8 protein-coding genes are annotated in these 15,236 nt (G+C 56.8%); 6 read left to right on the forward strand and 2 right to left on the reverse strand.

Annotated features, from left to right (window positions below):
- Window positions 1-161 precede the first annotated feature (161 nt).
- Genes N6G83_RS33040 through pstB form a run of 3 tightly spaced genes read left to right on the forward strand, consistent with a single transcriptional unit; the run spans window position 162 to window position 4,820 of the window.
- Window positions 162-2,333: an ABC transporter permease subunit gene (locus N6G83_RS33040; RefSeq protein WP_260516070.1), complete on the forward strand. Its 2,172-nt coding sequence runs from the start codon at window positions 162-164 to the stop codon at window positions 2,331-2,333.
- Window positions 2,330-3,979, forward strand: coding sequence for a phosphate ABC transporter permease PstA (gene pstA, locus N6G83_RS33045; RefSeq protein WP_025303847.1), 1,650 nt, complete (start codon window positions 2,330-2,332; stop codon window positions 3,977-3,979). The genes N6G83_RS33040 and pstA overlap by 4 nt, the downstream gene beginning before the upstream one ends.
- A 28-nt stretch (window positions 3,980-4,007) precedes the next feature.
- Window positions 4,008-4,820 (forward strand): phosphate ABC transporter ATP-binding protein PstB, encoded by an 813-nt coding sequence (gene pstB, locus N6G83_RS33050; RefSeq protein WP_019452422.1) that lies wholly within the window; start codon window positions 4,008-4,010, stop codon window positions 4,818-4,820.
- 65 nt (window positions 4,821-4,885) lie between these two features.
- Here the strand turns inward: pstB and N6G83_RS33055 are convergent, their stop codons facing one another.
- Window positions 4,886-5,377: a TIR domain-containing protein gene (locus tag N6G83_RS33055; protein WP_049296092.1), complete on the reverse strand. Its 492-nt coding sequence runs from the start codon at window positions 5,375-5,377 to the stop codon at window positions 4,886-4,888.
- Entirely contained in the window at window positions 5,374-6,828 is a 1,455-nt protein-coding gene (locus tag N6G83_RS33060) for an SIR2 family protein (RefSeq protein ID WP_260524102.1), read from the reverse strand. Before N6G83_RS33060 ends, N6G83_RS33055 begins: the two co-directional genes overlap by 4 nt.
- 369 nt (window positions 6,829-7,197) lie before the next feature.
- Here N6G83_RS33060 and N6G83_RS33065 point away from each other — a divergent pair, with 369 nt between their 5' ends.
- The 3 genes from N6G83_RS33065 to N6G83_RS33075 are packed head-to-tail and all read left to right on the forward strand — an operon-like array spanning window position 7,198 to window position 15,167.
- Complete coding sequence (locus tag N6G83_RS33065; RefSeq protein ID WP_197825268.1) at window positions 7,198-8,865, forward strand: ShlB/FhaC/HecB family hemolysin secretion/activation protein; 1,668 nt, start codon at window positions 7,198-7,200, stop codon at window positions 8,863-8,865.
- 60 nt (window positions 8,866-8,925) lie between these two features.
- On the forward strand, window positions 8,926-14,787 hold the full coding sequence (locus N6G83_RS33070) for a DUF637 domain-containing protein (protein ID WP_260516068.1): 5,862 nt from the start codon (window positions 8,926-8,928) through the stop codon (window positions 14,785-14,787).
- Window positions 14,784-15,167 (forward strand): hypothetical protein, encoded by a 384-nt coding sequence (locus N6G83_RS33075; RefSeq protein WP_141998659.1) that lies wholly within the window; start codon window positions 14,784-14,786, stop codon window positions 15,165-15,167. Before N6G83_RS33070 ends, N6G83_RS33075 begins: the two co-directional genes overlap by 4 nt.
- Window positions 15,168-15,236 lie beyond the last annotated feature (69 nt).

A 15,236-nucleotide genomic window follows, 5' to 3' on the forward strand; every position in this document is an offset into this window, starting at 1 on the left:
TGGTCATTTTTCAGCAATATATCAAATTCATATTGTCTGTTGGCAGTGTAAAAAACCTGGGTTGAGTCGGGTAACTTTGTCATGCAAACGTCATAAAACTGACATAAGATGCCCGGTTATCTTACGGCGTAAGCCCGATTACATCAGCGACAGCGAGACACATGACACAGACGACGGCCAATCAACATCCCCGAGATCGCATGCGCGGGCGCATCGACCGCGGCGTGCAGGCGGCAGTGACCGCCAGCGGGCTGATGGTGCTGATGACGTTGATGCTGATCTTCGTTTATCTGCTGTTTGCGGTGCTGCCGCTGTTCAAACCGGCCTCGCTTGGGCAGGCTCAGCCGCTGCCGATCGCGGTGTCGGCCCCGGCGCTGGCGCTGGGCATGGACGTGCAGCAGCGCGTGGGTTATCGCATCGACGCGCAGGGCGCGGGGCAATTTTATCGTCTGACGCCGGCGCCGAGCGGCCAGGCCCAGACGCCGCTGGTGCAGCAGACGCTGCTGGTCAAACCGGCGCTGCTCGCGCAGGCTGCCGGAGAGCGCGATCTGTTTGCGCTGGCGCAGGCCAACGGCCGGTTGGTGGTGGCACGCGCGGACTTCGCGACGGCGGAAAACGGCCGGCCGCAGTGGCAGTTCCCGCTTGGGCAACAGCCGTTGGCGCTGGATCCGCAGAACAAACCGCTGAAACTGCTGTCGTTGGCGGATGCGCATCGCGGGCAGTATCTGTTGGCCGGGGTGACCGACGATCGGCGCCTGGTGTTCGGCCGCTTCAGCCCCGACCGGCCGCCGCAGTTCAGCGAGCGTCCGCTGGAGCACGACGGGGAGCAACTGGTGCTGACGCCGGATGGCCGCCAGCTTTACCTGCTGACCGGCAACCGGCTGGCGCGTTATCAGATCGACGGCGCGCAGCTGCAGCTGCGTGAAACGCGTACCCTTGGCGAACACGCCCCGTATCAGATGACGGCGCTGCCCGGCGGTAGCGCGCTGCTGATCAAGGGCGCCGACGGCAATCTGCGCGAGTGGTTCGAGGTGGAAAAAGATCGGCGCTGGCGCCTGACGCCGGTGCAGCATTTCGATCACGGTGCTGACGGGCAGGAGCTGACGGTGGCCGAGCCTTACCGCCGTGTGTTCGCCACTCTGCGGCCCGATGGCGGCTTCTCGTTATTTTCCGCCATTCAACCGCAGCCGCTGCTGAATACCCGTTTGGGTGCCGAGGTGCGGCAGATGGCGTTCGCGCCGCGCGGCGATGGTCTGCTGCTGGAGAGCGCGCAGGGCTGGCAGCGCTATGCGCTCGACAACCCGTATCCGGACGTCACCTGGCGTTCGCTGTGGGGCAAGGTGTGGTATGAGAACTACCCGCAGCCGGCCTACGTCTGGCAGTCCACCTCCGGCGAAGACAGCTACCAACCCAAATTCAGCCTGATGCCGGTGATCTTCGGCACCTTCAAGGCGGCGGCTTACGCGATGCTGTTCGCCATACCCTTGGCCTTGGCCGGCGCCATCTATACCGCTTACTTTATGACGGCGGGGCTACGGCGGGTGATCAAACCGGCTATCGAAGTGATGGGCGCGCTGCCGACGGTGGTGATCGGGCTGGTGGCAGGCATCTGGCTGGCGCCGATCATCGAGCAGTATCTGTTGGCGGTGCTGGCGTTGCCGCTGTTGCTGGCGGCGGCGGTGTTGCTGTGCGGCGCGTTGACCCATCGTTTTATGCCGCGCTGCCGGCCGGGTGTCGATCTGCTGTTGCTGTTGCCGCTGCTGGCGTTGACGGTGTGGCTGGCGTTCAGCCTGGGGCCGTGGCTGGAGGTGGCGCTGTTTGGTGAGCCGTTGCATTTCTGGCTGGGGGATAATTATGACCAGCGTAATGCGCTGGTGGTGGGCGTGGCGATGGGCTTCGCGCTGGTGCCGATCATCTTCTCGCTGGCGGAGGACGCGCTGTTCAGCGTGCCGGCCACCCTGAGCCAGGGCTCTTTGGCGCTGGGCGCCACCCAATGGCAGACGGTGATCAAGGTGGTGCTGCCTTCCGCCAGCGCTGGCATTTTCTCCGCGCTGATGATCGGTTTTGGCCGCGCGGTGGGGGAAACCATGATCGTGCTGATGGCTACCGGCAACACGCCGATTATCGACGGCAGCCTGTTCCAGGGGCTGCGCGCGCTGGCGGCCAACATCGCCATTGAAATGCCGGAGGCGGTTTCCGGCAGCAGCCATTACCGCGTGCTGTTCCTGACTGCGTTGGTGCTGTTTGTCTTCACCTTCGTGTTCAACACGCTGGCGGAGGCGGTGCGCCTGCGGTTGCGTAAGCGTTACACGCCGAATCAGGAGGCGCCATGAAGAGCTGGGTGAAGAGTGGGTCGCCGTGGGTGTGGCTGACCGCCGGTTCGGTGGCCGTCAGCCTGTTGGCGCTGATCGGCATTCTGCTACTGCTGGCCGGGCAGGGGATGCGCTATTTCTGGCCGAGCCCGGTTTATCAGTTCGAACTGAATCAGAACGGCGCTGGGCCGGTGACGGTGATCGGTGAGTTGTACCAGCAACAAAGCATTTCCCGGCGCCAACTGGCCGAGGCGGGCGTCACGCCGCCGGGCGAGGCGCAGAACGTCGAACGTTATCTGATTAAGGTCGGCAACCGCGAACGCGAGGGGCAGGATTTCCGCACCTTGCTGGCCAGCGATATCCGCAGCCAAAGCACGCCGCGCAGCCTGCTGGTGCTGGAACGCGACAGCCACGGCACCGCTTACGGCTATCTGGCGGGGCTGCTGGAAGACGGGCAACCACTGACCGGCCGCAATCTGGGGCAGGCGTTGCAGCAGCGCCTGCCGCAAATCGCCGCGCTCTCGCGCCAGGCGCACGACATTCAATTCCGCGACATGGCGCGCATCAATCAGCAGTTTGACGCGTTGCGGCTGCGGGAAAAGCGCCTGCAGCGCGACGATAAGCTGGACGCCCGCGCACAGGACGCCATCAAGGCCGAACGGCTGGAGCTGCAGCGGCAGTATCAGCTGTTGTCCGAACGTCTGGCGGGGCTGAACCGCGATCGCCAGCGCGACGCGTTGCTGCTGCGCGACATGCACGGGCAGACGTTGACCATTCCGCTCAGCCAGGTGCGCGATGCCTGGTACCCGAACGCCATGAGCACCTCCGAGAAGCTGATGCACTGGGGCGAGCAGGTGAAGAAGTTTCTCACCGACAGCCCGCGTGAGGCGAATACCGAAGGCGGGGTGTTCCCGGCCATTTTCGGTACGGTGTTGATGGTGATCCTGATGTCGATCGTGGTGATGCCGTTTGGCGTGATCGCGGCGGTGTATCTGCACGAATATGCCGGCAACAATCTGCTGACGCGAGTGATCCGCATCGCGGTGGTCAATCTGGCCGGCGTGCCCTCGATCGTCTACGGCGTCTTCGGCCTCGGCTTTTTTGTTTATATGATCGGCGGCACGCTCGATCAGCTGTTCTATCCTGAATCTTTGCCCAACCCGACCTTCGGCACGCCCGGCGTGCTGTGGGCGGCGCTGACGCTGGCGCTGCTGACGCTGCCGGTGGTGATCGTCGCCACCGAGGAAGGGCTGTCGCGCATTCCCGCCTCGCTGCGGCAGGGCTCGATGGCGCTGGGCGCCAGCCGGGCCGAGACGCTGTGGCGCATCGTGCTGCCGATGGCGGCGCCGGCGATGATGACCGGCCTGATCCTGGCGGTGGCGCGCGCCGCCGGGGAGACCGCGCCGCTGATGCTGGTGGGGGTCGTGAAATCGGTGCCGGTGCTGCCGGTGGACGAGATTTTCCCGTATCTGCACCTGGAGCGGAAGTTCATGCATTTGAGCTTCCAGATCTACGATATGGCATTCCAGAGCCCGAGCGTGGAGGCGGCGCGGCCGCTGGTGTTCGCCACCGCCTTCTTGCTGGTGACGATCGTGGTGAGTTTGAATCTGGCGGCGATGGGCATCCGCCATTCGTTGAGGGAGCGGTACCGAGCATGGTCGCAGTAACAATGACGCTATTTTTGGGGAGTGCGTAATGGGTTTGATGACGCCAGGCAGTTTGCCCCGGCTGGATGTCCAGCATCTCGACGATGAACAGACCGCGCTGGCGGTCAACGGCCTGAACCTGTTTTATGGTGACAAACAGGTGCTGCACGATATTTCGCTGCGTATCCCGAAACATCGGGTGACGGCCCTGATCGGCCCTTCGGGCTGCGGCAAATCGACGCTGCTGCGCTGTTTCAATCGCATGAACGATCTGGTGGACAACTGCCGCATTGAGGGCGATCTGCAACTGAACGGCGCGGCGATCTCCGGCGCGCAGATCGACGTGGCGGCGCTGCGGCGGCGGGTGGGCATGGTGTTCCAACGGCCGAACCCGTTCCCGAAATCGATCTATGAAAACGTGGTGTACGGCCTGCGGCTGCAGGGCGTGCGCGACCGGCGCTTGCTGGATGAAGCGGTGGAGCGTTCACTGCGCGCCGCCGCGTTGTGGCATGAGGTAAAAGACCGGCTGCGCGAAAATGCGTTCCGCTTGTCCAGTGGCCAGCAGCAGCGCCTGGTGATCGCGCGCGCCATCGCCATCGAGCCGGAAGTATTGCTGCTCGACGAGCCGACCTCGGCGCTCGATCCGATCTCCACGCTGACCATCGAAGAGCTGATTTCCGCGCTGAAACAGCGCTATAGCGTGGTGCTGGTGACGCACAACATGCAGCAGGCGGCGCGCGTCTCCGACTACACCGCCTTTATTCATCAGGGGCGGCTGGTGGAGTACAACGACACCGACGCCATTTTCACGTCGCCGCGCCAGCGCCGCACCGAGGATTATATTACCGGGCGGTATGGTTGAGGCCGTTTGGGCTATGAACAAACGAAAGGCTGCACAACCGTGCAGCCTTTTGTCTATCAGGGGCGTCAGTAATTTTTACGAATGCGGATCGCTTCTTCTACCCACTCAGCCAAATTGTCTTTTATATGGTTATAGACATTGGTGCTGGTCGAATAAGGCGGATCATAGGCTTTGGCGATTGTGGAAAGCTTTGCGTCACCCAGCTTGATGTGATCCAACGGGTTTTTACCTTTCGTGGTTTGGTCGCCGGCGCTGTCTTTCAAATTGTGTATATACACCACCAGCACGCCCATGCCTTTTTTCCAAGCCTCGCATATTTCGAAATTAATCCATTTGCGATCAGCGGTATCTTTACCGGCGAGAATCACGGCGCAGCTGCGATTGTCCAACTGGCCCTTGATCCAAGCGGCGATGGCGGCGTCACCGCCTTTTTTCACTTCCTCCCAATCGTTATCCGTGGCTGGCCGGTTACCTTCCAGCGAGCCCATTTCGCGTACCTGAGAAGCGCGCCAGTTGTCCGGCTCATAATGGAAACTGTAAAAACATTTTCTGGTCATCGGGGGTTATCCTTAGTAATGATATCGATAAGCGCCAACAGGCTTTTTTTCTTCTCCGCCAGGCTGCCCGGTTCGTTAAGCTGATCCAGCAGATTCATGGCGGCGGGGTTGCGGTAGTAGAGGGTTTCTTTCATCTCCTCCTTGATTTTTCGGTAGATCTCGGCAGATGCGCTGCCGGTACAACCGATAGGAATGCAGACGCAGCCTTGTTCCGTGGCGATCTGGAACTCTTTCAATAAACCGTCGGCCAGCACGTATTCGCCTTCGGCGTTGCGTTTGTTGCCGAACAAAAAGATTGCGATGCCGCTGAGCGAAATCATGTTCTGACGGTATTCGTGCCAAAGTGCCGGTAGGGTAATGCCGCCGCTGGCGAATTGGGGGAAAGGACGCAGCACCAGCTGGCTTTCGCTGATTTTTCCTTGGCTGTCGTAAATGGCTTCCAATGCGCCGTTGATCACCGCTGTGCCTACGCCCCAGCCGAAACCGTTGACGATGCGATACTGTTTGTGGATAAGCAGGCGCGCCAGACGATGTATGAACTGGATGGACTCTTCACGGGCATAGGGCTGGTAGTTGTCGGCGCTGCCGGAGATAAACACCGTGCTTTTCTTGAACTGCGTTTCGATGGCATACAGCAGGTCAGTGATTTGCCGATAGTCATCCACCAACAGCGTTTGAATGCCGTAACGGCGCAGATCGTTAATCATCAAGCCTTGTTTGCGGCTGTTGTAATCGCAAGACGCCTGATCCTCGCTGCCGCTGTCGCCGAGCTGGACGCGCCGCATGATGCAGTAGTGGTTTCTCTGCCCTTCGCCGTACTGCGCGTAAAGGCGGCTCAATACATATTGCAGGTTGGGGTCTTCAAAGCTGAAACCGATAAACAGGAAGGTTTTGGCAGTCAGCTCTGCCATCAGCATGTTGATAAAAGGAAGGTGTGTACGGGAGTAAGTTTCGTATTGTTCGCGGGTGATAATCGCCTGGTTGGGATTTCTATAGTCACCATGCATTTTATATAAAACAACATCACGTTTATGAATGTTATTAGTCAGGCTTTCCGGCGTGGTTTTGACGTCGCAGACGCGATTATAACGGGCACAGGTTTTTTCAATCAGGTCGTCGTAATTAGTGGTCCAAAGTGACGCTATCGGTAATCTGGCGATAATCCGGTGGTTTTCTGTTTCTTCCGCCTGTTCAGCGAATTCTGTAATTATTTTTTGATTTATCTTATGTCTGTTGCCTTTTTCATTGAGGTGATATTGCGCCAGAGAAATAAGATCGCTCTCTTTTTCGATATCCAGCTCCAGTTCATAAGCGATATCGCCGATAAGCTCTTTCCAGCTAACGAAGCCGGCGGGGATGGACAGTCCGGCGCCGGCAAACAGCGCAGCGCTGCCGGCTTTGATATCATTAACGTAATCTCGAATAAACAGTTCTATATCACGGTTAAACATGAGGCTATTCCCGATATTGTTTTTCTTTATTGGTTAATTAATAACTATTTTTTTATGAATTAATTATGCGAATAGAACTACCAAGATAAAATGGCGAGTTAACTTTGTAAACTCTGCTCGTTTGTTTTTGTCGATATTGAATGTGTTATTTTAATATTGAATTTATTTGCTTTTATTATTTGTTTTTTTAATTTTAATTTTAATTAAATGCACTCTGGTTAATAAGACGCAGTGGTCGTGGCATATCTGCATTTTTTGTCACATTGTGACTTTGATTAAATGTAATTGATTCTCATTATCGTTGATTTGCGGCGTAAATTGTATATACTTCGCTAAGGTGTGTAAGTTAACGTAAATGGATGTGTTTAAATGTGTGCATGGAAGCTGAGGATTTGGCCTGTGCTCTTGGCGTTTTGCAGTTCTGCGTGGTGCGCGGAAATCACCAGCCCTGCTGACCGCGACAGCATTACCCAACAGCAGAAAACGTTGCTGGAGCAGGCGCAGCAGCAACGCGAGGCGCTGCAACATAACGTTGAATTGCCAGCGTTACCGCTGCCTGTGCCGGCCGCCGCAGGGGCGGTTTGCCAAACGGTGCGGCAGATCGTTTTTCAGGGCGCCGAACATCTTTCCTGGTCGGTAAAAGAAAGCCTGGCGCGCCCGTATCAGGGGCGTTGCCTGACGCTGGAGCACATCAACCGTCTGGTGCGCGAAACCACCAATGCTTATCTGCAACGCGGCTATGTCACTTCGCAGGCCTGGCTGCAGGAGCAGGATATCTCCCGCGGCGTGTTGACCGTCAGCGCCAGCGAAGGGCGAATCGAGTCCATCACGCAAAACGGTGAGCAGACGCTGGCGTTGAAGATGGCGTTTCCCGACCTGGTTGGTGACGTATTGAATCTGCGCGATATCGAGCAGGGCATGGAGCAGCTCAACCGCCTGCCGTCGCAACAGGTGACTATCGATATTCAACCTGGCGAGCAACCCGGCTTTTCCAACGTGGTTTTGCTGCGTGGCGCCACGCGCGCGCCGGTCTCTTTCTCTTTCGGCGCCGATAACAGCGGCCAGAAAAGCACCGGCACCGGGCAGATGAATGCCGGCGTGGTGCTGGACAACCCGCTGCGCCTGGCCGACCAGTGGTCGCTCTCCGCAGCGCGCAATAACGATTTCAGCCCGCATCATCGCAGCCGCAGCCTGAACGGCAGCGTCACCTTACCCTATGGCTATTGGCTGTTCAGCTACCAGTACGCCTGGAACGATTTTTTCCAGCAGGTGCCATTCAACGGCGCGGCTTACCGCTATCAAGGCAATAACCAGACCCAGCGTTTGGGCGCCAACCGCACGTTGCTGCGGGATGGCAAACGCAAGCTGGCCGTCGATATCGGGCTGGCGCGGCGCACCACGGAAAATAAGCTGGCGGGTGAACGGTTGGGCGTCAGCAGCCCGACGCTCAGCATTGCCAGCCTGGGCCTCAATTACAGCGCGGTCGCGGGCGGCGGCTATATGACGCTGAACCCGACGGTAAGCCGCGGGCTGCGCATGCTGGGCGCCACCGCCGACGATCCGGAGCGCGACGGAGCGCCGCGCAGCGAGTTCCGCAAGCTTGGCCTCGGCGCCAGTTATTTCTATCCGCTCGCCCCCTCCCTCTACTACCTGACCTCGGCCTATGGGCAAACCAGCGCAGACAACCTGTATGCCGGGGAGCGCATTTCCATCGGCGGGCAATACTCGGTGCGTGGCTTTAAAGAGCAGTACCTGACCGGTAATCGCGGCGCCTACTGGCGCAATGAACTCAACTTGCAATGGCAGACCTTGCCGAGGCTGGGGGAGCTTTCTTTGACCGGCGCGTTAGACGCCGGCTGGCTGCAGGGGCGCGCCGGGCAGATAGACGGCGGCAGCGTCGTCGGGGCGGCGCTGGGCGCCACGCTAAGCGGCCGCTGGTTCAATCAGGCGGTCACCGTCGGTAAACCGCTGACGCACCCAGACAGCCTGCAACCGGATCGTTGGGTGGCCTACTGGCAAGCCACCGTCACGTTATAACGCCAGCACACAGCAGGAGCGCCTCGGCGTTCAAAACAACATCCTTTCGAAGGGATGAATATGGATAAGCTCAATCATCCGCTGGCGCGGGGCGCCAGCTATTTGCTGATCTACCTGACGGCTTTCCAGCCGTTGCACCCGGCGTTCGCCGCCGGCATTACCGCCGCTAACGGCAATACGCAGGTGGTTATCAAGCCGGGCAACGTACCGGTGGTGAATATCGCTACGCCGAACGGTGCGGGCATCTCCCACAACACCTATAAAGATTTCAACGTTGGGCCACAGGGTGCCGTATTGAATAACGCCACACACGGCGGCAAAACGCAGCTGGGCGTGGAGATCTACAGCGCGCAGGGCAACACCTACCTGAAGGGAAAACCGGCGGAGTTGATCATCAATGAGGTGATCGGCGGCAGTCGTTCCGAGTTGCAGGGTAAACTCGAGGTATTCGGCAACAAGGCCAACGTGATGATCGCCAACCCGAATGGCATCACCTGCGACGGCTGCGGCTTTATCAACGCGCCGGGCGTGACGCTGACCACCGGCAAACCGCAGTTCGACAAGCAGGGCGCGCTGGAAGTGCTGGAGGTGAAAAAAGGCGGCGTCACCATCGGCGGTAAAGGGCTGGACGGCAGCGGCGCCGACTATGTCGATATCATCAGCCGCGCCACCGAGTTGAACGGCAAAATCAATGCACAAAATCTGTCTCTGACTCAGGGCGCCAACCGCATCAGCTTCAAGGACGGCAGCATCAAACCGATCGCCGGTGAAGGCGCTAAGCCCCAACTGGCCGTGGATACCAAAGCGCTGGGCGGCATGTACGCCAACAAAATCCGCCTGGTGGCCAACGAGGATGGGGTGGGGGTGAACCTGAAAGACCTCACCAGCAAACAGCGGGATATTACGCTGAGCGTTAACGGTAACCTGGTGCTTAACGGCACCACGCACAGCAAGGGTGACCTCAATGTCAGCGCCAAGGGATTGCACATTACGCGGGGTGCTGTCGTGCAGGCGGACGGCAACGCCACGCTGGCAGCAACGACGCTGGTGAATGACGGGCAAACCAGCACCAGCGGCGATATGCGCATCTTCGGCGACCATATCCGCAACGCTGGGGAAAACGCCAAGTTGCACGCCAATAAAAATATGTGGATCCAAAAGGATGCTCAGGGCAACAAGGCTAAATCCGTCGAGAACCGTTCGGCGAAAATCCTGACCAACAGCGGCGATTTAGTGATACGCACGGAGAGTTTGAACAACGTTCGCCAGCAGTTCGCCATTTCCTCCAACAACGCGCCGAAGGACAACAAGGATATCGATCGTTGGTTGGCTGATGGTGTGTACGAGGGGCAATTCGATTACCAATTTTTTGATTATTTGGCGGACTTTGAAGATAAAAATTTCACCTGGTTGGGACACGTCGATTTCAAAAAAACGCCCTGGGTTAACAGTGAACGCGCGCGTTTTACCGTAGTGACCGACAGCCGTCCCGCAGAAATCATTTCGGGGAAGAATGCCTACATTAATGCGTCGGAGCTTTGGAACCACGTCAGCACAATAAAAGCGACTAACGATCTGATTTTAACTGGTAATAATCTGGGCGTGCGCAGTGAAATGACGGGGGACATGAACGACTATGCACTGTTCGAACCGAAGGTGCCGAATCCTAACGTTGTTCTGGGACATAAATGGCAGGATCAGAAATCGTCGATCCCGGAATATGTCATTTATGTCAGAAAAGGCGGGCAAAAGAGCTGGTCGGCTTCTGGCTATCCGGCCTCAGCCATGTTGGCGGGCGGCAATTTGGTTGCGGATTTTAAAAATCAGATAGAAATTAAAACTTCGACGCCGGAGGGAAATCAGCTTAGTGAGGTGGTGGCTTCGGGACGGCCTGACTCACTGGTAGCTCACAACATTGTGCTGCATGCGGGACGTGTTATCAGTACCGATAAAATAAACGCGCGTAACGACCTGACTGTGGTTGCCGATGATGTGTTTTACACCGACGGTGCTGAGCTAACTGCGGGCAAGAGTCTGAACGTTGCAGCAGTGAATGAGCTGGATGCCCGTCAAAGCTATCTGAAGGGACATCATGTCACTTTGACCAGCCGCAACGGCAACGTCAAAGTGCACACTGTACCTAGCCCACGCTATTTCGGCGTCGATGGTGCCCGCTGGCTGAGCCAATTGAATGCTGCCGGGGACTTAACCTTAAATGCCGGGCAAGGTATTTATCTACGTAACACGCACTTCGCGCCGCAAAGCCAAAATATTGCAATGACGGCGAACGGCACTGTTTCGATTGTCAGAAATGACGAGGCGTTGAATAACGATCGTTTAGCGCAGAATTTATCTCCTGAACAACGACAAACGCAGTTCAACCAACTGCTAAATGCCGGACAGTTGAACGCCAGTGGTTCAGTGCTGCTCAACAGCGGCGGTTATCTGGCGTTGCGCGGGACGCACATTAAAGCAGGTAAACATGTCACGCTGTTGGCCGGCCATAATGCCGATCTGAACTATCGCGAATTGGGGGAGCAATTTAGTCGCTTGTTCCCATCTTCCCGCACGCCTGAACTGGGTAGCCGGGTACACGCCGGCGGCAATTTACTGATTAACTCGGCCCGCGACATCGGCACCCAGGGCGGCGCGCTTTCCGCCAACGGTAATATCACGCTGCTGGCCGGGCAGAATCTATGGTTGTCGAACCTGGCCTATTCCGCCATTGATGCCGCTAACGACAACAACAAAGACGACCGCCATGTGGTCACTACCCTCAGCGCCGGGAAAAACCTGACCGCGTCGGCGAATAACCAACTGCTGACTTACGGCGCCAGGCTGACTTCCGGCGCCAACATGACGTTGACCTCCGGCGGCGATATGCGCTTCGAGGCGGTGCAAAACCACACTTACCGCGAGAGCGGCAACGAGTTCACCGAAACCCGTACCCAGCAAGGTACCGAGCTGAATGCCGGTGGCCTGATGACGGTGATTGCCGGCGGCAGCATTCTATTCCAGGCGACCAAGCTGGTGGTTAAAGGATTAGGGGCGAACTGGAAATCACCGGTAGCGGTGACGGATTGGGGAAGCCGGATAGCCATTGCCGAGCAGCAGCTTCGAAATACGCAGCAGCAAATTAATCAGGCACTGCAGGCAAAAACAAATGCTGAACATATTGTTACGCAAAGAATTTCGTTCGTTCAGCAAGCAGAGGCTGCCGTCAGAGATGCTGAGGAAAGGCGGGATGAGTTTATGCGTAATAACCCACCTCACGAATATGGCAGTGGTTGGTCTGCTGAAGTAGGGAGTTGGGATAAATTCGTAGCGCAGCGCGAAGGAGAACTTAGTGCTGCAAGAAGTAGTCTGGCTGCTGCTCGAAATGATGTCACGCAGGCAGAGCTGCGAATTAATCAAGGCAACAAAACAAAAAACGAGGCACAAAACCAGCTGACCGCTGCGCGCCAGGAAGCCCAAAGCAAAGGCATTGACGAGGCCAAACAAAAAGCTCAGGTCGACGCCCACAACCAGGCTGAAGCCATGCGCGCCGGCAATATGGATATCGCCGCCAAGGGTGGCTATCTCTACGCTCAGGCGATGGAGGAATCCAGCCACTACGAGAAAACCGAGAAGAAACGCAAATGGTGGGGCAAGAAAACCGAGGTTAAGCAGACCCGCCATGACGTGACCAACAAGGTCACCGAGTTTACCGCCGCCGGCAATATCACGCTGATGAGCCGCGACGACAGCACCTATGAAGCCAGTAAAATCGCCGCCGGGCAAAACGCGCGCCTGACCAGCACGCATGGCCAGGTTAACTTCCGCGCGGTGAAAAACACCTCTTTCGAACAGACCGTCAGCAATTCGAAAGGCTTCTTTATCAAGCAGGCCAATAAAGGCTACGAAGACAATAAGTGGGTGCTGCCGAGCATTCATACCGGTGGAGCCCTGACCGTGGAAGCCGCCAAGGGCGTCAGCGCCGATGTGAAGGTGAAAAACGGGCAGGCGCTGCAAAGCGCCATCGACGCCTTGGGCAATACGCCGGGCACCACCTGGGTCAAAGATCTGAACAAGCGCAACGACGTGCAGTGGAGCAAGGTCAAAGACGCTTACGACAGCTGGGATTACAAAAGCCAGCACCTGAACCCGGCGGTGGCGGCGGTGATCGCCATTGCGGCCGCGGCGGTGACCGCGGGCAGTTCATTGGCGGCTACGGCGGCTTCCAGCGTTTCCGGCGCCGTAGGCGGCGGGGCGATAACCAGCGGCGCAGTCACCGCTGGTATGTCTTCTTTGGCCTCTCAGGCGGCGGTCGCGCTGGTGGAGAATCAGGGCAACCTGTCGAAAACCCTGCAGGCGTTGGGCCGAAATGAAAACGTCAAAGCGACCGCCACGGCGATGGCGATCGGCGGCGCGCTCAACGGCTTCGACAGCGCGATGGGCTGGAGTAAGGACGCGGCGGGCAAACCGCTTAACCCGAACAACGTCAAATTGCCGCAGCTGAGCAACGGCGACTGGAGCAAGGTGGCGCAGCGGGTGGCCGGGCAATCGGTCATCAGCTCCAGCCTGAATACCGCCATTAATGGCGGCAGTTTCAAAGACAACCTGACCAATGCGCTGCTGGCGAACATCGGCAGTCAGGTTCAGGCCGAGGGCGCCAACCTGATTGGGGATAACGGTCAGGTTCTCGATATACCGGGCCGGGCCGTAAGCCATGCCGTTCTGGCGGGCGTGGCCGCAGAAATCGGCAAGGGCAATGCCAAAGGCGCGGCGGCCGGGGCGCTGGCGGCGGAGCTGGCTGGGGTGATCATCAATGATAATCTGGTCAGAAGTGAAGGTTGGCAAGAGCGTCAGGCTCAGATCAGCCGCGTAGCGGGCGCCTTTGCAGGGGCCATCGTAACTGCCAAAGCCGCAGGTGCCACCAGCGGTGCAAATGCGGGGGAGTTTGTCGAACGCTTCAATCGACAGCTGCATCAGGAAGAACTCAACGCGATTAAAGAGTTGGCTAAGGGCGACAAGGAAAAAGAAGCGCGTCTGATGGCGGCTTCATGCCGAAAAGTAGCTTGCACCACGCAAGAGGCGTTGAACTCAGACGAACGCAAGCAGTTTGAAGCCCTGATGAATAAGTACCCGTCAACGCGGGATGAAGACGGTCTCATCGCCAACTACTGGGTACAAAAAGAGCGTCAGCGCTTCGGCAACTATCCGGCGTTTGCCGGCTATGACAGCGAAAAGTTATTCACGTATGATTTGGGCGACCAGATAACCGACGGCCAGCTGTTTGCTCGCAACCAGCAGATAGAACAAATCAGCAAGTTGACCGGGTGGTCGCCGGACTGGGTGAATGCCTCGGTGATGGCGGTCTCTATTGCCAGCACATTTGCCGGTATGGGTAAAGCAAACGTCGGCAACCAATACCTGTCATCCAAATTGGTAGGCCCAACCAGCGCCTGGAAAGGGTATCTGGTCAATGAGAAGACCGTTCAACAGGCGGCTGCGTTCAGGCAGCAAGTGCTGGATGCTAGGGCGCCATTTGCGGAAAAAATCCGAAAAAAAGGAAATGCAGCTGTTGCACAAATCGATGTTCCTGGTATGCCGAAAACACTTGCGGCACACAGCAGGATAGCTAAAGCAGAAAAAAGTTTCATAGGTGATGGAAACCAAAACTTTAAATATGAAACCATTAAAAGTTCTGATGGTATCCTCATATCTAGGAATACAGATTCAGAGTACAAAATTCTGGACAACCTGGCTGATAAGTTAGGTAACAATGTATCAGCTGAGGGGAGAGTCACCATTTTCACTGAACGTGCTGCATGTGATAGCTGCTTGGGTGTCGTAGAACAATTTCAGAAAAAATACCCTGGAATAAAAGTAGAGGTTCTCGACAATAACGACGTAATGCTGATCCCTGGGAGATTGAAATGATGGATGAAGAACGCATGACTTATGAAGAATTGCGAGCTGAGTATTTAGATTGCTTTTATAGCTGTTGTAGAAGTCACATTAATGCTTTTAATAAAAATGGTACGACCTGGGAGTACGGTATTGAAGAAATAGGGTATGCATCTTATCAATACGAAAATGCAAAGTTATCGCCTGTGGAAATGTTAATGCTGAAAGTGTTTACACTCATCCTTATAGCCGGTAGAGGGCCAAAAGATGTTGAGAATAATTACCGAAACTCAATTTCTTCCATTTTGGAAAAAACAAACCTTGAATCTCTAATTCAAGGTATTGGCGAAGATGAAAAAAGCGATTTGCTTTATGATATGGAGTTGCTTGGATTGCTTGAGAAGCCTGAGTAACCTCACCGCTCCCAACAGTTTGAGGTTAGGCACGCTTTGCTCATGCAAATGAGCCAAGGTAAAAAGTAC

This window comes from Serratia sp. PL7 (assembly GCF_945957435.1).

Coding starts and splice junctions, on each gene's coding strand:
- N6G83_RS33040 (WP_260516070.1), top strand. CDS start 162: ATGACACAGACGACGGCCAATCAACATCCCCGAGATCGCATGCGCGGG.
- pstA (WP_025303847.1), top strand. CDS start 2,330: ATGAAGAGCTGGGTGAAGAGTGGGTCGCCGTGGGTGTGGCTGACCGCC.
- pstB (WP_019452422.1), top strand. CDS start 4,008: ATGGGTTTGATGACGCCAGGCAGTTTGCCCCGGCTGGATGTCCAGCAT.
- N6G83_RS33055 (WP_049296092.1), bottom strand. CDS start 5,377: ATGACCAGAAAATGTTTTTACAGTTTCCATTATGAGCCGGACAACTGG.
- N6G83_RS33060 (WP_260524102.1), bottom strand. CDS start 6,828: ATGTTTAACCGTGATATAGAACTGTTTATTCGAGATTACGTTAATGAT.
- N6G83_RS33065 (WP_197825268.1), top strand. CDS start 7,198: ATGTGTGCATGGAAGCTGAGGATTTGGCCTGTGCTCTTGGCGTTTTGC.
- N6G83_RS33070 (WP_260516068.1), top strand. CDS start 8,926: ATGGATAAGCTCAATCATCCGCTGGCGCGGGGCGCCAGCTATTTGCTG.
- N6G83_RS33075 (WP_141998659.1), top strand. CDS start 14,784: ATGATGGATGAAGAACGCATGACTTATGAAGAATTGCGAGCTGAGTAT.